Origin of the sequence: Idiomarina sp. ST10R2A5, from assembly GCF_051842325.1 — a bacterium.
Lineage (GTDB): Bacteria > Pseudomonadota > Gammaproteobacteria > Enterobacterales > Alteromonadaceae > Idiomarina > Idiomarina abyssalis.
The window spans coordinates 30,312-53,359 of record NZ_JBNIEX010000001.1 but is presented as its reverse complement, the minus strand read 5'-3'; the positions used below and the strand labels follow the sequence as shown (position 1 = coordinate 53,359).

At 46.7% G+C, this 23,048-nt stretch carries 20 protein-coding genes and 1 other RNA gene; 9 read left to right on the top strand and 12 right to left on the bottom strand.

All coding sequences use genetic code 11. The features are described from left to right. Positions 1–105: 105 nt before the first annotated feature. The 4 genes from ACP7FG_RS00220 to ACP7FG_RS00205 are packed head-to-tail and all read right to left on the bottom strand — an operon-like array spanning position 106 to position 3,596. Complete coding sequence (locus ACP7FG_RS00220) at positions 106–564, bottom strand: ATPase (protein WP_439225177.1); 459 nt, start codon at positions 562–564, stop codon at positions 106–108. A 25-nt stretch (positions 565–589) separates the two neighbouring features. Continuing rightward, positions 590–961 carry a cation transporter gene (locus ACP7FG_RS00215; protein ID WP_439225175.1) on the bottom strand — a complete coding sequence of 124 codons (372 nt, stop codon included), beginning with the start codon at positions 959–961 and terminating at the stop codon, positions 590–592. A 25-nt stretch (positions 962–986) separates the two neighbouring features. Beyond that, entirely contained in the window at positions 987–3,269 is a 2,283-nt protein-coding gene (locus ACP7FG_RS00210) for a heavy metal translocating P-type ATPase (protein ID WP_439225174.1), read from the bottom strand. A gap of 51 nt (positions 3,270–3,320) precedes the next feature. After that, positions 3,321–3,596, bottom strand: coding sequence for a DUF2933 domain-containing protein (locus ACP7FG_RS00205; RefSeq protein WP_439225173.1), 276 nt, complete (start codon positions 3,594–3,596; stop codon positions 3,321–3,323). A 157-nt stretch (positions 3,597–3,753) separates the two neighbouring features. Here ACP7FG_RS00205 and ACP7FG_RS00200 point away from each other — a divergent pair, with 157 nt between their 5' ends. After that, positions 3,754–4,500, top strand: coding sequence for a MauE/DoxX family redox-associated membrane protein (locus tag ACP7FG_RS00200; RefSeq protein WP_439225172.1), 747 nt, complete (start codon positions 3,754–3,756; stop codon positions 4,498–4,500). A gap of 21 nt (positions 4,501–4,521) precedes the next feature. On the opposite strand, the gene ACP7FG_RS00195 is transcribed toward ACP7FG_RS00200, so the two are convergent. After that, on the bottom strand, positions 4,522–5,838 hold the full coding sequence (locus tag ACP7FG_RS00195; RefSeq protein ID WP_439225171.1) for an APC family permease: 1,317 nt from the start codon (positions 5,836–5,838) through the stop codon (positions 4,522–4,524). A 285-nt stretch (positions 5,839–6,123) separates the two neighbouring features. On the opposite strand from ACP7FG_RS00195, the gene ACP7FG_RS00190 reads away from it, so the two are divergent. Then, entirely contained in the window at positions 6,124–6,318 is a 195-nt protein-coding gene (locus ACP7FG_RS00190) for a hypothetical protein (protein ID WP_439225170.1), read from the top strand. Between the two features lie 86 nt (positions 6,319–6,404). Here the strand turns inward: ACP7FG_RS00190 and ssrA are convergent. The 4 genes from ssrA to ACP7FG_RS00170 all read right to left on the bottom strand — a co-directional run bounded on the left by ssrA (position 6,405) and on the right by ACP7FG_RS00170 (position 9,887). Continuing rightward, positions 6,405–6,763, bottom strand: a transfer-messenger RNA (tmRNA) gene (ssrA, locus tag ACP7FG_RS00185). Positions 6,764–6,864: 101 nt separating this feature from the next. After that, the gene (gene elbB / locus ACP7FG_RS00180) at positions 6,865–7,518 is read right to left on the bottom strand and encodes an isoprenoid biosynthesis glyoxalase ElbB (protein ID WP_054488264.1); all 654 of its coding nucleotides are present in this window, start codon (positions 7,516–7,518) and stop codon (positions 6,865–6,867) included. A 35-nt stretch (positions 7,519–7,553) separates the two neighbouring features. Continuing rightward, positions 7,554–8,672 carry an NADH:flavin oxidoreductase gene (locus ACP7FG_RS00175; RefSeq protein WP_222235495.1) on the bottom strand — a complete coding sequence of 373 codons (1,119 nt, stop codon included), beginning with the start codon at positions 8,670–8,672 and terminating at the stop codon, positions 7,554–7,556. A gap of 84 nt (positions 8,673–8,756) precedes the next feature. Continuing rightward, the gene (locus ACP7FG_RS00170; protein ID WP_224797272.1) at positions 8,757–9,887 is read right to left on the bottom strand and encodes a peptidase C39 family protein; all 1,131 of its coding nucleotides are present in this window, start codon (positions 9,885–9,887) and stop codon (positions 8,757–8,759) included. Positions 9,888–10,008: 121 nt separating this feature from the next. On the opposite strand from ACP7FG_RS00170, the gene ACP7FG_RS00165 reads away from it, so the two are divergent. The 5 genes from ACP7FG_RS00165 to purN all read left to right on the top strand — a co-directional run bounded on the left by ACP7FG_RS00165 (position 10,009) and on the right by purN (position 14,999). Next, positions 10,009–11,460: a TrkH family potassium uptake protein gene (locus ACP7FG_RS00165; protein WP_224797271.1), complete on the top strand. Its 1,452-nt coding sequence runs from the start codon at positions 10,009–10,011 to the stop codon at positions 11,458–11,460. 16 nt (positions 11,461–11,476) lie between these two features. Further along, entirely contained in the window at positions 11,477–12,508 is a 1,032-nt protein-coding gene (locus tag ACP7FG_RS00160; RefSeq protein WP_224797270.1) for a sensor histidine kinase, read from the top strand. Further along, entirely contained in the window at positions 12,505–13,218 is a 714-nt protein-coding gene (locus ACP7FG_RS00155; RefSeq protein ID WP_439225169.1) for a response regulator, read from the top strand. The genes ACP7FG_RS00160 and ACP7FG_RS00155 overlap by 4 nt, the downstream gene beginning before the upstream one ends. Before the next feature lie 87 nt (positions 13,219–13,305). Next, a complete protein-coding gene (gene purM, locus ACP7FG_RS00150; RefSeq protein ID WP_199494580.1) occupies positions 13,306–14,361 on the top strand; it encodes a phosphoribosylformylglycinamidine cyclo-ligase in 1,056 nt (351 codons plus the stop codon). Next, entirely contained in the window at positions 14,361–14,999 is a 639-nt protein-coding gene (purN, locus tag ACP7FG_RS00145; protein WP_224797268.1) for a phosphoribosylglycinamide formyltransferase, read from the top strand. The genes purM and purN overlap by 1 nt, the downstream gene beginning before the upstream one ends. Position 15,000: 1 nt before the next feature. On the opposite strand, the gene ACP7FG_RS00140 is transcribed toward purN, so the two are convergent. Then, complete coding sequence (locus ACP7FG_RS00140) at positions 15,001–15,753, bottom strand: DUF3108 domain-containing protein (protein WP_439225167.1); 753 nt, start codon at positions 15,751–15,753, stop codon at positions 15,001–15,003. Positions 15,754–15,899: 146 nt separating this feature from the next. Here ACP7FG_RS00140 and fadE point away from each other — a divergent pair, with 146 nt between their 5' ends. Next, positions 15,900–18,353, top strand: coding sequence for an acyl-CoA dehydrogenase FadE (fadE, locus tag ACP7FG_RS00135; protein ID WP_439225166.1), 2,454 nt, complete (start codon positions 15,900–15,902; stop codon positions 18,351–18,353). Positions 18,354–18,455: 102 nt separating this feature from the next. Next, positions 18,456–20,024 (top strand): AbgT family transporter, encoded by a 1,569-nt coding sequence (locus ACP7FG_RS00130; RefSeq protein ID WP_439225165.1) that lies wholly within the window; start codon positions 18,456–18,458, stop codon positions 20,022–20,024. A gap of 5 nt (positions 20,025–20,029) precedes the next feature. On the opposite strand, the gene ACP7FG_RS00125 is transcribed toward ACP7FG_RS00130, so the two are convergent. Next, complete coding sequence (locus ACP7FG_RS00125) at positions 20,030–21,232, bottom strand: multidrug effflux MFS transporter (RefSeq protein ID WP_439225164.1); 1,203 nt, start codon at positions 21,230–21,232, stop codon at positions 20,030–20,032. Then, a complete protein-coding gene (locus ACP7FG_RS00120) occupies positions 21,232–23,037 on the bottom strand; it encodes a bifunctional metallophosphatase/5'-nucleotidase (protein WP_439225163.1) in 1,806 nt (601 codons plus the stop codon). The genes ACP7FG_RS00125 and ACP7FG_RS00120 overlap by 1 nt, the downstream gene beginning before the upstream one ends. Between the last annotated feature and the right edge of the window lie 11 nt (positions 23,038–23,048).

The following is a 23,048-nucleotide window of genomic DNA, read 5'->3' as shown; positions in this document are numbered from 1 at the left end:
CAGTCCTTTAACTAAAACATGTGTTGAATAGTAGTTCTTATAAAGGGGAATTGGATCATAACGTTTCGGATAAAAAGCCTGGTCGGCCAGGCTCGATTTTCCCAACTACATATCTGAAAAACGGTTAGCTGTTTGTACCATCCGTTTTATCTCGTTTTCCTCAACATCTTTTATGGTATCAAGCAGCCCTTTCGCCCCGTCTGTATCAACACGAGAATATAAATGAGTATATAACTCAATTACTTGCTCGTGATGGTTCACCGTTTTTTCCATAATGTGCGACATATCTAATTCTTTATAGGGAGAGTCACAATGGCCATGCTCAACAATTGGATGTTTTTCGATATAATCGTAACACCATGTATTCAAAGCCTTTTCATCAGCCGTATTTTCAAACCCTTTGACCATACGCTCTAAACTGCCTTCGTGTTCAGCCAGGTAGCTTAGAATCATTTGCGAACGCTCATCCTTATTTTGCTTAGAGCAGTGCTTTAAACAGTCCTTCAAATTCTGATGAAACGAAACCGTCCAATTCAGCACATCTCTTATTGTTTCAACTTGCATTATATTGCTCCTCTACATCCGCGTTCTATTTTCGCTTGCTACCTGCTCCGGGAGGGCTTTGATGGCAACTCCAGGGAGTATGGCTTGCGTTGTCTTTTACATTCTGGTCTACGTACTTGTAATAGTCCTCTTTAATATGTGTCCACCAGTCATGACCTATTTCAATATCAAAACGGTGCAGTACATCCTCTATCGCATCAAGGCTTAGGTGCGAAGCATCATAAGCCAGGTTCAAAACCTGCGCTTTTTCATCGAACGACACAGCATCTAAACCGAATAGCTTATCAATCTCGACAATAGCAGCCTTTATATCTGCCGGACTCGTCGACTCCAACTTTAAATGACGTATCACCAGATTGACTTCTTTTACTCCTACACGATGTTCATTATCGCTCATGCTTATCTCCTACGACTCCCCAAACTCAGCGCTGCTCATTTTTACTTGAAAATTGCCGCTTTAATAACAGTGAATTACCAATTACTGACAACGAACTGGCCGTCATCGCAACCACACCGATCATGGGGTGCAACAAGCCTATTGCAGCAATGGGAATGGCAGCGACGTTATAGGCGCTAGCCCAGATTAGATTTTGAACAATCTTACCGAAAGTGCCCCGCGACAAATGCATCGCGTCTACAACACCAGTAAGCTCGCCCCGTACTAAAGTTACATCGGCAGCCTCAATCGCGACATCGGCACCGGCTCCAATGGCTATACCGACGTTAGCTTGCTTGAGCGCTGGAGCATCGTTAATACCGTCACCGACCATAGCAACGTAGTTACCATATTTTTCCTGTAGAGCGCGCACCGCATCAACTTTTCCAGCGGGTAGAACTCCGGCCTGCACTTCGTCGATCTCCACTTCGTTAGCCACTGCACGTGCCGCGCGCTCATTGTCACCGGTAATCATAACCACATGAAGACCAAGCTCGTGCATACCGCGGATGGCTGCTACCGACTCCTGCTTGATGGTATCGGCAACAGCAACAATACCGCATGCTTTGCCGTCAACCGCAACCAGAACGGCTGTTCGCCCCTTGCCTTCCAGTTCATTCAACTCCGGATCTAAATCCGTCAAACCACAAACATTTTCTTCGTCCAGCAACCTACGGTTACCAATTAAAACAAAGCCACCATCAACTTTGCCGGAAACACCTCGCGCACCCGTTGAACGAAACTCAGTAACCTCTCCCGGCGTTACATTACGCTCACCTGCCCCTTCAACAATGGCCCTGGCAATTGGGTGTTCGGAGGCGTTTTCCACTGTCACCGCCCACTGCAATAATTCCTGCTCATTAATACCTTTTGCGGCTACTACTTCAGTCAACTTAGGCTCGCCACGGGTAATCGTACCGGTTTTATCCAGCACTATGACTTTAATATCCTTGAAGGTTTGAATAGCTTCGCCAGAGCGAATTAAAATCCCCCGCTCTGCACCAATGCCTGACCCAACCATCAAAGCCGTGGGCGTTGCCAAACCTAACGCACAGGGGCAGGCAATAACCAATACCGCAATTGCCGACAATATAGCCAATACTAAACTGCTGGCATTAGGGTCAACCCAGGGCAGAAAACCGGCTCCCCATTCCAATATGGGTCGCAAGGTATCTGCCGCAAGCAGCCATACAATGAAACTTCCCAATGCAATGAACAAAACGATGGGGACAAAGCGGCCAGTCATACGGTCAGCAAATTCCTGAATAGGAACCCGCGAGCCCTGGGCTTGTTCAACGAGCTTGATGACCTGAGATAAGAAGGTATCGTCGCCGACTTTGGTAACTTTTACCCGTAAACGGCCTTCTTTATTAATCGTTGCACCAATGACAGTATCCCCTTCGGACTTGTAAACGGGAACTGACTCGCCAGTGGCAATGGATTCATCCAGATGGCTTTCACCATCCACAACCTCACCGTCTGTCGGTATTTTGTCGCCCGGTCTTATCGCCATAATGTCGCCGGGTTTTAGCTCTTTAACAGGTACTTCTAACTCTTTACCATCTCGCTCTACACGAGCAGTTTTTGCACCTAAGGTTATCAACTTACGAATTGCCTGAGACGCGCGCCCTTTAGCCTTTGCTTCGAGATAACGTCCCAGCAAATGAAACGTCATAATGGTGGCAGCCATTTCGATAAATGAGGTCATGGTGTAGAAAAAGCCGACCAGACCAATGATATAAGGGGGAACACTCCCAAGAGAAATCAGAACATCCATATTAAATGTTCGGTTGGTGAGCGAACGCCAGGTAGACTTATGAGTCGCAGCTCCGCCATACAGAAATACGACAGGAAATGCCAGTACAGCTATAATGGCTAGATAACCTGGGATCGGTTGCCAAAACATATGCGGCACCATCAACAGCATGATAAGCGTGGTGGGGATCCCAGCAATCCACAGTCGCTTTCCAGCCTTCGTTAAATACGCCTCTTCAATTGCTGCATCCTCATCTCGCTCACTGTCATTCGAGGTCGATACTTGAGCAACATCATAGCCGGCCTTTTCCACAGCCTCTTTAAGCTGTTTAGCGTCTGGTCCGCTGTCACTTAATGTCACGTACACCTTGTGACTGGCAATACTCGTTTCGATATGCTCGATACCTTTTAATCGCTCCAACGTTTTCCGAACGATACCTGCGCAGTGATCCGAGCCCATACCCGGCACAGTGAGTTTTACCTGATTCCTGTTATCTTTTTTTGGACTGTTCATAATTCTCCTTCAGGCGATAACTCAAAGAATAGCCGTTCGCTAAAATCTCACTTAATCTTTGGAATTCTCAGTTGACTGTTTTCGCCCTTCTTCCAGGCCTCGTTGATAAGCATCTTTTATACTCTGATCTGCATCGTCATGTTTCTTTCCGCTATGGCTCTTGTGCATAAATAAGTGCATCAACGGACATAACAATAAGATGAAATAAGGTAGATAGGGCAGAACATGATTTGCGTGTTCCACGAAGAGAAAGTAAAGCGCTACGCCGATTAGAACAATCACAGAGGTTCCATGCAGACCAGTCCAGTTCCCACGTTTGGTTGTCATAAAAACTCCTAGTAAAGGGGGGTTCAAGTTAAGTATAGACAATCTCGCCATAGAACGTTTGACCCAAATCAACCTCCTAACTCCCACAGTTACAAGACTTTCCGAATGCAGGAAAGATTACTACCCTCAAAGTAATCATTTAAGGAGGCGTTTACCTATGAGTCACACAGAAAAAGAAGCAACACTCTACCGTATGTCCACGGCTGAGCATCAATGTCCTTATGGCTTAAAGACAAAACACCTGTTGAAATCAAATGGCTACACTGTCGATGATCAGCTATTAACAAGCCGTGAAGAAACCGACCGCTTTAAAGAAAAACAAAATGTACAAACGACTCCACAGGTTTACATTAATGACAAAAGAATTGGAGGTTACGAAGAAGTTCGGAAGCACTTAGGAAAGCCTCTCCCGGATCCAGACGAGAAAAGCTATCAACCGGTTATTGCTTTATTCGCAATGACAGCCCTGCTTGCTATTGCTGCTTCTTGGCTTGCATTTGGCAGCTTTTTATCCATACAAACTGTTGAGTGGTTTATTAGCTTTTCCATGGTTGTGTTGGCACTGCTCAAACTACAAGACGTAGAAGCTTTCTCAACCATGTTTCTAAACTACGATTTACTCGCAAAAAAATGGGTTCCTTACGGAAAGATCTATCCTTTTGCTGAAGGCCTAGCCGGTTTATTAATGGCTGCCGAATTTGCGAGCGTTATATCTATTCCCGTTGCATTTTTCATCGGCTCAATTGGTGCTGTATCAGTATTCAAAGCTGTATATATTGATAAAAGAGAACTTAAATGTGCGTGTGTGGGCGGATCAGGTAATGTGCCCTTGGGTTTTATATCATTAACCGAAAACATCATGATGGTAGCAATGGCTGTCTGGATGTTTATTTCCATGTTCTAAAAAGAGCGCTTAGCGCTATTTTTAAATACGTTTCCGACGTAAGAACAAAACTTCTCCGGCTGTAATCAGTGCCATTCCAATTAGTGAAGCCCAAATAACCAATGGGTCACTATTCCACTTAATCCATAAAAACGCTGCTAAAACAATAATATCCAAAGTAATTGCGCTCAGCAATATAAAAACATTTGCCTTAACCTCTTTTCTAAGGTGTCTCAATACGCCCCAGTGAATGGCGATATCCATAACGATATAAAAGATAGCTCCTAACGAAGCGATTCGGGTCAAATCAAAGAACGCCGCCAATATCATTGCCATAACAATGGTATAAACAAGAGTGTGTTTTTGAATTGATCCGGGCATGCCAAAATGGCTATGAGGAACCAGCTTCATATTCGTTAGCATTGCCAGCATTCGGGATACGGCGAAAGCGCTGGCTATAACTCCCGATACCGTGGCTACAATTGCGAAGGCTACTGTAATCCATAGCCCCGTCTCTCCATAAACCGGGCGAGCAGCTTCAGCTAACGCATAATCTTTAGCTTTCACAATTTCGTCTATTGACAGGCTTGAGCCAACGGCGAGGGTTACAAGCACATAGATAACAGCACAAACAGCAAGTGAAATAATGATTGCACGCCCAACATTTCTTTTCGGATCAACAATTTCACCACCACTATTGGTAATCGTAGTAAACCCTTTATAGGCCAAAATACTCAGTGCGATGCCCGCTAATATGCCGCCTGTTGAAGCCTCTTCCGGAATAGCTGATATTGACTCAAACTGAACACCAGACGCCCACAACCCGCCTGCCGCTAAAACAACTAAGCCAGCAGCTTTAACAAACGCCATAAAAAAGGAAAAGGTCTGAATAAACTCATTGCTTAAAATATTAATCAGGAATGCGATAATTAGCAGGCCAACGGCTAGTGCCGGAATGAGCCATTGCGCTTCAAAAAGAATTAACTGGCTCGTGTACGAGGCAAATGTACGAGCAACTAAACTCTCATTAATTACCATTGAGAAGTACATCAAAAGAGCAAATATCGCCGTAATACTGCCTTTACCATAAGCTTTGCTAAGGAACATTGCGATGCCCCCGGCCGACGGATATGCCTGAGCTAATTTGACGTAAGAGTAGGCACTAAATCCGGCAATAATGCCGCCGCAAATAAAAGCCAAAACAAACCATTCACGCGCCAGCTGAGCAACCTGTCCGGTAAGTGCAAAAATACCGGCCCCAATCATCACACCGGTTCCCAGTGAAACTGCACCCCAGAGACTTAAACTATTCTTACGGTAACCATCTTGATTTTCGTGTTCATGGCTGTACTCAGTCATTATCGGATCCCAGCTTTTAGGTTTTAATTCGATCAGCGAATTAAAATAATACTCCTACCAGATTCATTCCTGCTTTTTAATAAAGTAGTTGCAAAGACCTTCACTGCCTAGTTTCCTCCCACAAATAATACCGAAACTACAGAACAATGACGTAGTGCCATGCCTGTACAGCCGTTATAGTCGCTTACTTGAGAATACAAGCACGCACGCAGAGCTTATACTTTGCAAATTAATTAATTAGAGTCTAACTTGGTTGATACGTATGTTAAACAAGGAGAAAATCCAATGAGTCACGAAATGTTTGGTGGTATGGGATTTTTATGGATGTTAGTGATTGGTATTATTTTCGTCATTCCCGCATGGCGAATATGTCAGCGCATCGGTTATCCGGGCCCGTTAGGAATATTAATTCTGATTCCCTTTGCCAATATTATCCTTCTCTATTTCATTGCATTTGGCCCGTGGAAAACAAGGCAATAGTTCAGCATCTGAAGTGAGATGCCAAGCTAGGAAAGAACCAAAGCTATAAAAAAAGGCCGCTCAAATGAGCGGCCTTCTTATGGAATTGGTGGAGCTGGCGGGAGTTGAACCCGCGTCCGCAATACCTACATCCTCGGTCCTACATGCTTAGTCAGTCTTTTAGTTAATCAGTGTGACGCCGACTGACAGGCTTCACAACTGACGAGTCCGATTAAGTTTAACGCTTCAGCTCCGGACAAAGCATCCACGCGAGTCTACATTAGGTTGAGCCATCCTGGTCCGGTCTCGCAGACAAAGCGCCGGGGGATGGGCTTAGCGGGTTATTAAGCCGCTAGAGCGTAGTTGTCGTCGTTTGCAACTATTAGGTTGAGGCTTTTTACGAGGCCTGCCTCACCTCGGCATGCACCTTGGGTTTCGTGTATCCCGTCGAATCCAGATCAGCCCCAAAGCTATTACTTACGTAATCTGTGTACTATAACTCAGACACCGCTTAAGTGCTATAAGTTCCGCACTCAAGCGGTTATTTATTGGGCTTTAATTCAGCTACTAGGCCGCCATATATAAGACTTTTTCAACCAATTTGCTGATGCCCTCTTCTGCGTCTGGCAAGTTTTCGGCCAGCATATAGGCTGGTGTGGTAACTAATTGGTGTTTATCATCCACAACAATATCGCGAACACCGCAGTTCACATGCTCGCCGCCCATTTTATTAATAGCGCTGGCTACTTCGCCATCGTTACCGATGGTGACTTTGACCCCTTTCCCGTAAATATGCGGCAATAACACTGGCGCAATACACATATAGCCCGCAGGTTTCTTGGCATCGACAAAAGCCTTACCAACTTTTAAAACCTCGTCATTGACCGTCATATCGGCGCCTTTTACAGCAAAATCACACAGGTTCTTCGCCACACCAAAGCCGCCTGGCAAAATTAACGCATCAAATTCAGTTGAATCTAAATCGCTTAGCGGCCGGACCTCACCACGGGTAATGCGCGCGGCTTCCTCAAGCACATTGCGTTTATCACCGCTTTCTTCACCTTTAAGGTGGTTAATGGTGTGCATCTGCTCTATATCTGGCGCAAAACATTCGTAGCTTGCGCCTTGCTTCGCTATATGCAATAACGTCAATACCGTTTCGTTCACTTCGGCGCCGTCAAAGACACCGGAGCCGGATAAAATAACTGCTACTTTTTTCATCGTAGAAACCTCCTGTCCGCTACTTAAAAACCGCTTCAATCCAGTTCAATGTGCGCGTCATTTTCGTCCCGCCATTTCCACTCATTTTCAAGTGTAGCGGTTGGTTGAAGCATGGCAAAATCTAACTGGCGTAATGGCTCAGAAGACTTTATCCGAATTGGAAAATCCGGATTCGCCAATGACGTTTTCGCCATAGCCAGTAACGCATTCGGATAATGTGCCGCTACATGCTCATAGTTTTTCTCACTAATGCCGCCATTAACAATTAACGGAATATCTGAGAACTCTTGTACAACATCACCCAACGTTTTATTGCTTCCACCTTTAAACGGTTTACGCATAACATCAGTGTCTGTTGTATGAATGTAATCCACACCAGCTTTATCCATAGCCTTAACCACTTTTATCATGGCGTCTTCACCTTCCGGCCACTGATATTCTGAATCCGTCACCGTAATTTGACTGAGTCGCACACCAACAATGAAGTCGTCTCCGGCTGCCGATTTCGCCGCCTTAACTACCAACTCAAGAAAGTGCATACGTTTCGCCATGCTACCGCCCCACTGGTCCGGGCGCTGGTTAAAGTAATCACTCAAAAACTCGTTCAGTAAATAACCATTAGCCGCATGCAGCTCAATACCATCAAAACCAGCTTCTTTAGCGCGGTTTACTGCACCAACAAAGCCGTTCATAACAGCATCAAAATCGGTCTCATCCATGGCTTTCACTTCAGGCCAGCCGTCTGTTTTACCATATAAATCTAATGGCTCGCCCTTAGGCTTTACTTCGCTAGGTGCAATTGGCGTATCGGTGTATTCATTGTGTTGAAACTGGGCGCCAGCATGCATCAACTGCATAATGAATTTGCAATCGTGCTTGTGAACACGCTCGACAATTTCTTTCCAGGCATCGGTTTGAGGAGCATCGGTAATACCCGGCTGGTTTTCGTAACCCTGACTTGCCTGGCGGTCAGTGTAAACGCCTTCACTGATGATCATACTCCAGCCACCTTTGGCGAAGCGTTCGTAATATTCACCCATTAACTCGGTTGGCTTACCTTTTTTATCGGCACTGGTTCGTGTCATTGGGGCGACGACAAAACGGTTTTCCAGTTTGTGGCCTTTTAGTTCAAAATCATCAAATGCTGAGCTCATAAGGAATTCCTTTATCATCTGGTACTGTTACATGACTTTGAGCATAATTACGGATAATTCAAGGGCAATTGATCACTTTGTTACCTAATTAGCACAAAGCACAACCGCCGCTTTTTGCTTACGACCGCCGTAGCCAAAGGCTTTGCTGAAAGTACTTATAGGCACAGGCAAATATTGACGTTCAGTTGGAGATTCCCAGGGTAACGTATCGTAATCCGGGTCATTGATGTAAATAAAGTCATCGTCTGCGGCGCAAATTAAAACCCAGTGTGGAGCGCGAATACCGTCGAACTGATAAGTTGAAATCAGCGCCATAATTAAACAACCCTGACTCAAATCTTCTTTTATTAAATTAACGTCATAATCACGTACAACAATGGGCACATCATGTTCACGTAAATAGGTCATATCGGCCTGCTGTATACGCTGCATCACAGTCTTTTTCTGTTCCTGACGAACTGAATCTACAAACAGGGGCTGCTCGGTATTAACTTCCACCCGTACTTTCAAGCCACGTTGATACGCCGCGCGCGCCAGCCCATGTGGCCCACAACCACCATGTCCGGAGGTCATATAAATGGTGGTTGCCTGACGCCAAATTTCCAGCTCTTCAGCTTGCGGATCGCTGCTCGGCCGGCCGAAATAATCCATCGCCATTAACAAGCTGGCTGGTCCGCAGGTAAACTCTGTCGACTGAGTCAGCATAGGAACATATTCATCCGTTGCCCCCACACCGGAGTCCTCGCCCATTTCATATCGGGGAAGCAGCTTTTGTAAAACTAATGCGTCGGTGGATTGTGAAGATGAAGGAGGAAAATACGCCTCGCGCAGCTCTATCGCACGGAACCCTTCACTATTCATCAACTGTTGCGCAACCGTATTAGAGGTGGCTACTTCGGTGCGCAGAAACAGTGAATGTCGCTTATCCGCGAGCTCTTCTGCAGTTTGTAGCAAACTCCGTCCATACCCCCGACTCCTGCAGCCTTCATCGACAACCAGCGCATAGAGCCGAGCCAGATTAGTATTATTTCGATATAGAACAACGGTATAGCCAATTACCCGGGCATCGGCCACCAACACATGAAAGTCTGCAGTGGATGACTCTATGAACCGCCGAAAGCTACGCTTACTAATAGCATCTTCGGGGAAAGTAAGAGCTTCCAGCGCAGTTACCGCATCTAAATGCTCATTCCGCGCAGGTTGAATACAAGCCATATTAAAAACCCCTTAATTTTACGCAGATTTTACGCCTAAAGAGGTTTTCGGTATAGAGAATTTACGCGCGCAAAGATTATTGTCATTAATAGACCAATCAGGTTCAGCAAACGAGGTTATCGTGAATTTAAAAGCAACTTTGCGCCTACTGACCTGGCCGATGATCTGGATAGCCTCTATTCAGTTCTTTTTTGCTTTACTCTCAGTTTTTGTTTTTAGGGACAAAACCTTTACCGACTTTATTTACCCCTCGTTGCTGTGTCTTATCCTGGCCTTTTTTCTCTTTATCCGGACTGACCGCGGTGAACAGAAAAAAATATTTTTCCGGGAAGCATTAGCCTTTGCTTCTTTTACCTGGATCCTCATGGGTGTTTTAGGTGCTCTGCCCATCATGTCCGTTACGGGTGTCAGTTTCACCGATGCCGTGTTTGAATCCGTAAGTGCCATGACCACCACCGGTGCAACTATTCTTACCGGTCTGGATGAGATGCCAAGAAGCTTCTTGCTATACCGCCAATTCCTGCAGTGGATGGGAGGGCTTGGTATCGTTATCTTTGTGGTCGCCATTCTTCCTATGTTAAATGTCGGCGGCATGCGCTTATTAAAAGCTGAAACTCCGGGGCCTATTAAGAATGATAAACTGGCTCCTCGAGTTGCCAGCACCAGTCGTTACCTGTGGCTGGTTTATCTGTGTCTCACAATAGGTTGCGCCAGCAGTTACTGGTTAGCCGGAATGTCGGCTTTTGACGCTATAGCCCATAGCCTGACTACTGTCTCTACCGGCGGCTTCTCGCCTTACGACGCGAGTATGGGTCACTTTCAGCAACCGGCTATTTTAATAGTCGCAGACGTATTTATGATTCTTGGTGCCATTAGCTTTGCACTTCACCATAAACTTTTCTCAAGTAGAGCTTTAAGCGGATACTGGCAGGATGAGGAAACCCGTTGGTTTTTAATCGCATTAGCCATTTTCAGTGTTATTCTCACTGCTCTGGCTTTTAACTCACAAACTCACGACTCGTTCTCGCAATCACTCAACCAAGCGGTTTTTCATGTTATCTCCTTTATGACCAGCACCGGATACGGAGCTGATGATCTTTCGGTCTGGCCAGCTGCAACAGCAGGTTTTCTAGTCACCGCAAGCTATCTTGGAGGTTGTGCCGGTTCAACTGCAGGAGGCAATAAGTTCATCCGCAATGTCATTACTATGCGCGTAATCAAGCACCAAATGCTACAAGCAATACATCCGCGTGCCATTATAAAAGTGGTTTATCAGGGTAAAGCAGTTACCACAGACGTCATTCAGGCCGTTATGAGTTTTATGTTATTAGTTGCTATTAGCTCCTTAATATTCACCGTTATACTTATGCTGACGGGACTCGACTTCTTTTCAGCATTTACCGCTGTTTCAGCCTGTTTAAACGTATTAGGTCCGGGTTTTGGTGAAGTTTCGAGTAACTTCATTCCAGTAAGTGATAGTGGCACTTGGGTGCTAACTCTGGCTATGATTTTAGGACGCCTTGAATACTTTACTTTGCTAACATTGCTACTTCCTCAGTTTTGGCGAGATTAACAGATGAGATTAACAAATGAGTAGGCAACCCTGGCTGGGCTACATTGCAGCTATTGTCATTACCGGCATAGCTGCAGGCCTTTCTTACTTGCTTGATCACTGGTTACTACCGACATCGGGCACGGTATTGATTCTGCAACTAGCCGTATTATTGGTCGCATTTTTGACCAACTTTCGTGCTGCTTTATTGGCGGCAATTGCAGCTTTACTGTTGTTCAACTTTCTATTTACTGAGCCTCGCTATTCACTGCACATGACCGACATCGATGAAATTGTGACAGCAATTGTCTTTATTACCGTAGCCGTTATTACCAGTCACTTAGCGACATCGTTCAGACTCCAGAAGGAGAGCTTACGTCAAGCTCAGCTACGTTCAAATATTCTGTTGTCAGTATCACACGATTTGAGAACGCCGCTTGCCAGCGTCATAGGCAACTTAAGTACTTTACAAGCTTATCAGGAACGTTTACCCGAACAAGAGCGGGCTGAACTTCTCCAGGGCGCTCTGGATGAAAGCGACCGTTTGCATCGCTACATTGAAAACCTGCTACAAGCCACGCGGCTACAGCATGGTGAAATTCGTTTAACGCACGCAGTACAGGATATACGCCCGGTTATCAGTAAAACGATTGCTCGTTTTCCCGCTCAGTCGCGACTATTAGTCCATGACAGCCTGCAATACGCTATGGTTGAAGTGCAGTCTTCATTGCTTGAACAAGCTCTTTTTAATGTCATTGATAACGCTCTGCGCTTTTCCGGCGACACAGCCCCTGTTTCTATAGAGCTATACGAAACTGATAGCTCTATCATTATCGATATTAAAGACGAAGGTCCCGGTATTGATTCAAATAAGCGGGCATTAGTATTCAACGTTTTTTATTCTTCTCGAGAAAAAGACTCAGGCACCGGCGGCACAGGTCTGGGGCTGTCCGTTGCGAAAGGAATTATCGATATTCATAATGGCCAAATTAGCATTGAAGACAGCAACAATGGTTGTTTAATCCGAATTGCTTTGCCGTGGGCCATCATTACCGAGGAAGTCAAATGAATGCTCAAACCAACACCGTTGGAACCCGCATTTTAGTCATTGACGACGAGCCGCAGATACGGCGTTTTATGCGCGCTTCACTAACCGCCGAAGGCTATGCTTATCTGGAGGCGACAACTGCCGAGCAAGGGATAAAACAAATTACCAGTCAGAATCCTCATTTGGTTATTCTGGATTTAGGTCTGCCGGACGCTGACGGTTATGAAGTGATGCAACAATTGCGCGAATGGAGTCAGGTACCCGTGCTGGTATTAACGGCACGCGATGACGAACTGCAGAAGGTCAAACTGCTGGAAGGCGGGGCCAATGATTACCTGACCAAACCTTTTGGCATTCGTGAGCTGATGGCTCGTATTCATGTTCTACTGCGCGACCTTTCAGATCAACAACAGCCCACTGCTGAAACCCAGTTTCGTTTTGGTGAGCTGCTAATTGACCGTGAGCAACATAAAGTGTTTTTGCAACATCAGGTCGTTAACTTATCTCGTAAAGAATACGCCCTGCTTGACTTCCTGGCCAGCCACCCACAGAAACTGGTGACGCAGCAACAGCTATTGGAAAAAATTTGGGGACACACTCACCACGAAGACACCCATTACTTACGCATTTTCGTCAGTCAGATTCGTAAAAAACTGAAAGACGACCCGGCACATCCCCAGTATATAGAAACAGAACCCGGTGTCGGTTATCGATTTATTGCTCAAAAATAGTGATTCAATAAGCGCCGGCATGAGCTACCTTTTATCACCTAAATCGTGTTAAACTTGCGCGCAAATTTTGCCAGTCGGGATTATTCTGTGAGCGATAAAAAACCTTCTTTAAGTTATAAAGACGCGGGCGTCGACATTGACGCTGGTAATGCATTGGTTGAACGTATTAAAGGCGTTACCAAGCGCACGCACCGCCCTGAAGTCATGGGTAACATTGGTGGGTTTGGTGCTCTGTGTGAAATTCCGGCGGGTTATAAGCAACCGGTTCTGGTTTCCGGAACCGACGGTGTTGGTACCAAATTACGCTTAGCTATCGATCTTAAACGTCACCGTGGTGTGGGTATCGATTTGGTTGCTATGTGCGTTAACGACCTTATTGTACAGGGTGCTGAGCCTCTGTTCTTTCTCGACTACTACGCAACAGGCAAACTTGACGTTGACGTAGCAGCCGATGTGGTTGCCGGTATCGGTGACGGCTGTGAGCAATCAGGCTGTGCCCTGATTGGTGGCGAAACCGCAGAAATGCCAGGCATGTACGAAGGCGGCGATTATGACTTAGCCGGTTTTTGTACGGGTGTGGTCGAAAAGTCAGAGATTATCGACGGCACTAAAGTTGCCGACGGCGACGCTCTAATCGCCCTAGCATCAAGTGGTCCTCACTCGAACGGTTACTCGCTTATTCGGAAAATTATTGAAGTCAGCGGCGCAGATTTAGAGTCTCACCTGCAAGGGAAAACACTGGCAGACCACCTATTAGAACCTACACGCATTTATGTGAAATCGGTTCTGGAATTGATTAAACACGTACCGGTACACGCGTTGTCACACATTACCGGTGGTGGCTTCTGGGAAAACATCCCTCGCGTATTGCCTAAAGGTAGTAAAGCCGTTATTGATGGCAACAGCTGGGACTGGCCGGTTATCTTCGACTGGTTAAAAGAAAACGGCAATGTCAGCATGAAAGAAATGTACCGCACCTTTAACTGTGGTGTGGGTATGGTTATTGCGGTTCCAAACGAGCACGCAGACAAAGCCATCCACATTCTGACCGATGCTGGCGAAGACGCCTGGAAAATTGGCCGTATTGCCAATGCAGCTGAAGGTGAAGAGCAAGTCGACATTCTGGCCGACGAGACTCACTAATGAAGCGTATTGTTGTACTAATTTCAGGCACGGGCAGTAACATGCAGGCCATTCAACAGGCCTGCGAAGACGGTAAAGTCGCCGGTAAAGTTGTTGCGGTTATTTCCAATAAAGCCTCCGCTAAAGGTTTAGAGAAAGCTTCGTCTAAAGGCATTGATACCGAAGTGTTAAGCCACAAAGAGTTTGACTCTCGTGAAGCTTATGACGCTGAGTTAAAGACATTGATAGACAGTTACCAGCCCGATCTGGTCGTACTTGCCGGCTTTATGCGTATTCTGACAGGCGAATTTACGCGCCACTACGAAGGCCGCATGTTTAATATTCACCCATCTTTGTTACCCAAATACAAAGGGGTGAATACGCACCAAAGAGCTTTGGACGCAGGCGATACCGAACATGGTGTGAGTGTGCACTTTGTAACAGAAGAGCTGGATGGGGGTCCGGTCGCATTGCAGGCTAAGGTTCCTATTTTCGAAGGCGACACGGTAGAAGATATTCAGGCCCGGGTTCACGAGCAGGAACATCGTATTTATCCACTGGTGGTTAACTGGTTCTGTCAGGGGCGTCTGAAACTGGAAGGTGGGCGCGTCACCCTCGATGGCGAAGTGCTAGGCGCCCAAGGCTACGCAGCAGATTAATTTACATAGACAAGCTCTTAAGCGACATGGTCGCTTGCTCGTCACCTTCTTTAAACTGCTGCATTTTAACCATCACATAGTTTAGCTCCGGCGCAAACCAGAAAAAGGTCTGACGCCGGTTATTATCCCTTATGCGCCCTACTTTTATTGCTTTAACCTCACCATAAGGTAAAGATAACTGCTGGTCTCGCGCTAATACCTCAAAACGGTACTCATCTTCGTTCCCTTTTTCATCAACAAGCCGGTATTCGAAGACTTCAGAACCATTGGCTAAATCAACACGCAACTGCTCCGTCACGTTGGCTTCATCTAACAAGGCATCTTCCCAGTTCACATCCAGCATGCGCCCGGTATCAACGTTACGGACTTTCTTCTCATCCGCTATAAATTCGCCATGAAAGGACTTATCCGACCCCGTTCCGGTTCTCATATAAATAAATTCGCGCGGTTCCAATCGGCTATTTTTTTCATCCACAATAAATACGGAGCGAGCTTCACGCGTATCGGACAAAATAAACCAGGAAATGTCGGACTTCGTTCGCAACTGCCATTCGTCCTCAGGCGACACTTCCAGGTAACGATAGCCTTCTCCATATTCGCTATCACCACGCGTGATCAAATAATCAGCCTGATAAGGTTTCATTGACTGTTCGATAGACTGCTCGGCATTTTGATGGTTATCGGCGCTGGCAGAGCTCATTGTCATACTGCCTACTAAAACGCTCGATACCAGCCAACTGACTGTCCTTTTCACTTTCACTTCTCCACTTTATTCACTACTGGACGTTTATATTGACAACAAAATTCAAACGCCCGTTCAATTTTTGCTTGAAAATAACCGCTCGTTGATCTAACTTGCACAGTATCACTGGTCAGACCTCCAAGTCGGAGTATTACACTATGAGTATTGCACTTTGGATTGTCGCTACTGTTTTAGTTGCGGCTGCATTAATTTACAAACGAGCCAGCCTGGCCATGTTCAGCGCCGGTTTAGTTATTATGTTCGCTATTGGTAGCGCAATCGACATTGTTGGCCCAGTTCTTTGGGTTATCTTAGCCATTGTGCTGGTACCACTCAACTTAGCACCGATTCGTTTGAATCTGCTGACTAAGCCTATTCTTAGCGCATATCGCAAGGTAATGCCAGAAATGTCTGACACCGAGCGCGATGCACTGGAAGCCGGCACCGTATGGTGGGATGGTGACTTGTTCAGCGGCGACCCTGACTGGAAAAAGCTTCACGACGTACCTAAGGCCGAATTAACGGCTGAAGAAAAAGCTTTCTTAGAAGGCCCATGTGAAGAAGTCTGCAAAATGCTGAACGACTGGGAAGTCACGCACGAGCTAACCGATATGCCCGAGCATGTCTGGCAGTACCTGAAGGATGAGAAATTCTTCGCCATGATCATCAAGAAAGAATACGGTGGTCTGGAGTTTTCTGCTTACGCGCAGTCTCGTGTGTTACAGAAACTGGCAGGCGTGAGTACAGTACTGGCTTCAACCGTCGGTGTACCTAACTCATTAGGTCCGGGCGAGCTGTTGCAGCATTATGGTACCAAAGAACAACAGGACCATTACCTGCCTCGCCTGGCCAGCGGTGACGAAATTCCATGTTTCGCACTGACCAGCCCGGAAGCCGGTTCTGACGCGGGTGCTATTCCTGACTCAGGTGTGGTTTGTAAAGGCGAATGGAACGGCGAAGAAATCGTCGGTATCAGACTGAACTTTGACAAGCGCTACATTACGTTAGCGCCAGTCGCTACCGTACTAGGTCTGGCATTCAAAATGTACGACCCTGACAACCTTATTGGTGAAGAAGAAGAGTTGGGTATTACCTGTGCCCTTATTCCTCGTGACACCAAAGGTGTTGAAATCGGTCGCCGTCACTTCCCGCTTAACGTCCCGTTCCAGAACGGTCCTATTCGCGGTAACGACGTATTCGTTCCATTAGATTACATTATTGGTGGTCAGAAGAACGCTGGTAAAGGTTGGCGTATGCTGGTTGAATGTCTGTCAGTTGGTCGTTCAATCACTCTGCCGTCAAATAGCGCCGGTGGCATCAAGTCAATTGCTCTGGCAACGGGTGCTTATTCGCGCATCCGCCGTCAGTTCAAATTACCTATCGGTAAAATGGAAGGTGTTGAAGAGCCAATGGCACGCATTGCTGGTAACGCTTACCTGATGGACGCGGTCACCATGTTATCGACCAAAGGTATTGACCTAGGCGAGAAACCTTCGGTTATCGGCGCCATTGCAAAATACCACATGACTGAAAAGTTACGTTCTTGCATGGACGACGCTATGGACATCCATGGTGGTAAAGGCATCTGTTTAGGTCCGAATAACTACTTAGGCCGTGGTTACCAGGGTGTTCCGGTTGCTATTACGGTTGAAGGTGCCAACATCCTGACTCGTAGCATGATGATCTACGGCCAGGGTGCCATCCGTTGCCACCCATTTGTTTTAAAAGAAATGGAAGCATCAGCGGAGCAAGGGCCTGAAGCTCTGAAAAAGTTTGATAAAGCCGTATTTGGTCATATTGGCTTTGCCATGAGTAATTTCGTTCGCTCGGTATTTTATGGCTTTGGTGGTCACCGTCTGAGCTCTGTTCCGGCAAGCGACGAAACCCGTAAATACTATCAGCAGATGAACCGCTTTAGTGCCAACATGGCATTATTGTCAGACATTGCTATGGGTAAACTGGGTGGCAGCCTCAAACGTAAAGAGCGCGTTTCTGCACGCTTAGGCGACATGCTTAGCTACTTGTACATTGGTTCTTGTATTCTGAAACGTTTCCATGACCAGGGTCGCATTAAAGAAGACCTGCCATTGGTTCACTGGGCTATGCAGGATACCTTGCATAAGCTGCAGGAAGCACAGTTAGAAATGCTGGCAAACTTTGGTGGTGTTGGTAGCTTCATGCGTGCAGTAATGTACCCGTTAGGCCGCATTGCTAAACGTCCTTCAGACAAGAACGACCACCAAATAGCTCGTATGCTAATGTCACCTAATGACGTACGCACACGCTTAGGCGAAGGCCAGTTCCTGAGCCCTGAAGGTCACTTCGGTTTCCTTGAGCAAACACTGCAAGACGTCATTGCTGCCGAGCCGCTGTACGACAAAGTCTGCAAAGCAGCCGGTAAACGCTTTACCTTTACTCAGTTAGACCAAATTGGTGCTAAAGGCAAAGAGCTGGGCGTACTGAGCGATGATGAAGTTGCGTTACTAGAGCGCACTGAAGTGGGTCGCTTACGTACCATCAATGTTGATGACTTTGCTCCGGAAGATCTGTTAGCCGGTAAAGCAGCGTTTGAATACGCATTAAAAAACCTAAAGAAAGGTGAAGCGGCATAATCGCTAACCTCTAAGTAAAAACGGCGCCCTGCTTTCAGCGGCGCCTTTTTTTTATGCTAGAATCTTGCGCTGGTTTAAAAACTTATAATAAAGGCGTGAGTTATGCAGTCTCCCAATAACGACTACAACGCAACCAGCAAGCGCGGTTGGTTTACCCGTTTTCTTGATACCGTTGAGTGGCTCGGTAATCTATTACCCCACCCAATTACCCTATTCGCTCTGTTCTGTCTCTTCATTATTTTCATTAGTGGCATTGCCGCTTACTTCGGTGTCAGCGCAATAGACCCCAGAGACGGCGAAACCGTTATAAAAGCTGTCAGCTTACTGAATGCTGAAGGAATACAACGCATTGTTACCAACCTGGTCACCAACTTTACCGGGTTCACGCCTTTAGGTACGGTTTTGGTTGCTCTTCTGGGTGTAGGCGTTGCTGAACGTTCGGGCTTAATCTCAGCCGCCATGCGCGGACTGGTTATGAAAGCCCCACCACGTCTTATTACCATTGTTGTGGTATTCGCCGGTGTCGTTTCCAATACCGCGGCCGAGCTTGGTTACGTGGTTCTGGTACCTCTTGCTGCCATGATTTTTTATGGGCTGGGCCGTCACCCTCTTGCCGGTCTTGCCGCAGCATTTGCCGGCGTTTCTGCCGGTTACAGTGCCAACTTGTTAATTGGTACCGTTGACCCTTTACTGTCGGGTATTACCGAAGAAGCAGCTAAAATAATCGACCCAAGCTATACCGTCGGCGCCGAAGCCAACTGGTACTTTATGATGGTCAGCACCTTCTTAATTGCCATTATGGGTGCTTTGATCACAGACAAAATTGTTGAGCCAAAACTGGGCAAATACAACAAAGACGAAGCTTCTATTGATTTATCCGATCAATCTTCAATGGATCCTTTAACCAAACAGGAAAAACGCGGGCTAATTTACGCTGGTATTAGTGTGTTGATTCTCGCCGGCATTCTGGCGTTAACGGTCGTGCCTGACTGGGGCATTCTGCGCCACCCTGAAACCGGCGAGGTCGCAGGTTCGCCGTTCCTCAAGGGCGTTGTGGTTTACATCTTCTTCTTCTTTGCCATTCCGGGTTATGTTTATGGTCGCACCGTTGAAACCATGCGAACCGACCGTGATGTCATTGACGCTATGTCGCACAGTATGAGTACTATGGGCATGTACATTGTGTTGGTATTTTTTGCCGCGCAATTCGTCAACTTCTTTAAATGGACTAACTTCGGGACAATTTTTGCGATTAACGGCGCCGAGTTCCTGACCAATATTGGCATGACCGGCCCTATCATTTTCTTGTTCTTCATTATGGTTTGCGGCTTCGTTAACTTAATGCTGGGCTCGGCTTCGGCACAGTGGGCTATTACTGCGCCTATCTTCGTACCTATGCTTATGCTGATTGGCTACTCGCCGGAGGTTATCCAGGCCGCCTACCGTATTGGTGACTCGGTAACGAACATCATTACCCCTATGATGAGCTACTTCGGTTTGATATTGGCAGTCGCCGCTCGTTATAAGAAAGACCTGGGTATAGGGACCCTGATTGCCATGATGCTGCCATACTCTATGGTCTTCTTTGTCGGTTGGTCAGTACTCTTCTTCCTGTGGGTGTTTGTGTTCGGCTTCCCTGTTGGGCCTGCAGCACCAACTTTCTATAACTAAAAAAGCTATTCTGGCCGGCGCATTACGCGGTATGCAATAACCGCTAATAAGCCGGCCACACCTATCACCCACGCCATAGCGTAGTCAGTAAAAGAACCAGCCTGACTCACTCCGGCAGACACCAAACCCGCAATTAAAAACTGTAAGCTACCGGTCACTGCCGAGGCTGAGCCCGCCCGCTCTTTTTGTTCTGCCAAAGCCCCGGCCATAGCATTGGGGAAAACCAAACCAAGCGTTGAAATATAGGCGAATAGAGGCAGCAAAATTCCCCAGAAGCTCGCATTTAAGTAAGCCATAACACACATTATGACCGAGACTATTGCCAGCATAGGCAAAGAAACATTAAGAATTTTGCGAGAGGAATGGTACTTCAACAACCAACCATTTAATTGAGAAAGCCCGATAATACCAATAGCATTCAGACCAAATAACCAACTATAGTGAGTTGGCGAAAGACCGAAAACTTCAATGAACATTTTCGGCGAACCAGTGATGTAAGCAAACAGGCCTGACTGAGCAATAGCGCCTGTTAACGAATAACGAAGAAAAGACGGATCGCGAAGCACTGACCAATAGGTGCTGCCGGTGTTCCGCATACGCACATCGTAGCGGCGCCCCCGCGTTTCCGGCATGACAAAGTGAATGGTTACCGCTGACGCAACGCCCAATGCAGCCACAATCAAAAACAAGGCTCGCCAACCCATCCATTCCGTTACATAAGCCCCAAACAGCGGCGCCAGAATAGGCGCAACGCCCATAACAAGAATGAGAAAAGAAAACACTCTGGCTGACGCTTGTGGTGTGTATAAGTCACGCACCACCGCCCGGGCAATAACAATACCGGCACAGGCTCCAATAGCCTGGAAAAAGCGTAAAACAATAAGCCACTGAATGTCCGGGGCAAAAGCACAACCAATAGACGTCACAACGTAGATTGCCAGCCCGATATACAACGGATTCTTGCGTCCGAACTTATCGGTCGCAGTACCGTAAAGTAACTGACCAATAAAAAGACCGAAGAAAAAAGCGGTAAGCGATAATTCAACGTGATGTGTATCGGTCGCATAATCAGAGGCAATAGCGCTGAATGCAGGCAGATACATATCGATGGAAAGCGGGGCAAAAGCCGTCAATAACGCCAGAATGACAACAATAAAACCAAATCTGGCGTTATCTGAAACAGGTGCAGGCTCGAACTGTCGAGCCACTAATTATCTCCGGCAGGAACGTAAGACTGTGTTGCAAAATCCTGTGGGCGTTTTAATACGTCCTGAGTACGGGCGTAATTCACCAAAGACTCAGCGTAGTCTATTCCTGTATTGCGGGCCCGACCTCGCTCACTGACACGATAAAACGTATCATAACCGTCCTGACCACCGGCAATAAAGCTATTGGTGACCATGACATAGGTTGCCCTTGCCGTCATTGGTTGCCAACTGTTGCTGCCTTTATCCCAAACCTGCAAATTAGACACACGGCTGCCCTTTTCTTTGGTTAAATCAACCGAGTAACGAATACCGGCACCATAAGGGTAAGCTCGTGTTGAGCCGCCGTCAGAGACGGAATAAGCTAACGCTTCTTCCATTGCCTGTTTGAACTCAGAACCACTGAGCTCCAGTTTCACCAGCGTATTCGCAAAAGGCAGTACGTTAAATGCGTCACCTACTGTGAAATCTCCCTGACGAATATCAGAACGGACACCGCCACCGTTTTGTATCGCAAAGTCGGCCTCTGGCACTGAATGCAAAAAGGCTTCGGCTACCAGGCGATGAGCACCTGAACTCATTACATCAGCGCAGCCGTCGCGTCGTGGTAAATCAATTTCCTGACTGCAAATTTGTTGCGGAACTTGCGCTAACACTTCAGCAGAAAAGTCCTCAACTTTGCTTTGATAATCTTCCAGCATATTTTGCAGCTCAGCATCCGGCTCGACAAAGCTGAACACACCACTTTCTTCCAATGCAGTCTTGATGGGTTCATAAGTTGTCACAATGCCGTCACTCACTTGAATATCATTATTCAAAAGGTAGTGTGGCCGGCCGCCGCATTCTTCAATTTTGTCACCGTCAAAAAACGCCTGCATTTCACCAACTACGAGTGAATACTGGTAAGCATGAGCAAGACAAACTTTGTCGCCATCGGCATTTGTTAACTCAGTTGGGTAGGGTCCATCAGATTCCATTCCAAAACCGCTGAAATCACCCAGTAAGGTGTGTGAGTCACCGCCAATGACGATATCGACGCCAGGCAGTTGCTGCACCAGCTCTTTGTCACGTTCGTACTGAATATGAGTCAGCAGGACAATTTTCTCAATGCCCTGCTGTTGAACTTCGGCAACATATTTACGCGCCGTTTCCAGTCCATCTAAAAACTCAGTAGTTTCATCGGGCTGTGACGATTTTTTAGTTTTACTGGCGATATCCAGACCAATAATGGCAATTTCCTCACCATTACGCTCAACAACGGTATAGGGTTTGAACATCTCCCAATCACGGTTCGGTGTTAAAGGAGAGTCACCCACTTTAGGCTTAATGTTCGCCCCCAGCTTAGCTGTCGGACAACGTTCAGTGCCCAACTGCTGCAGAAACTTGGCCAGCCCTGCATCGCCATTATCAAACTCGTGATTACCAATCGTGAAAGCATCAAAACACACGTTATTCATCATACGGGCGTCGGCTTCACTGCCAAATAACGTAAAATACAAGCTACCAGTAAGAGCATCGCCAGCATGCAGGGTCAGCACATTGTTATTCGCTTCTCGCAGGGCCTTAATTTGAGCCGCGACCCTTGGGAAACCTCCTGCTTCAACCTGCCACTCCTGATCACCCCAAACCAGAGTTTGCTGTTTTGGCGCCAAAGTGGAGTGATGATCATTAATGTGTAACAGCGTTAATTGGAACTTATTGCTTTGGGGCTCCTGAGGAGCAGAGGCACAACTGATTAACAGCGCAGAAGCTGCAACAGCCGTCCACCCTCGAACCATACGTTTTAAATTAAACTCGCCTGTTTTCACCAGCTGATCCT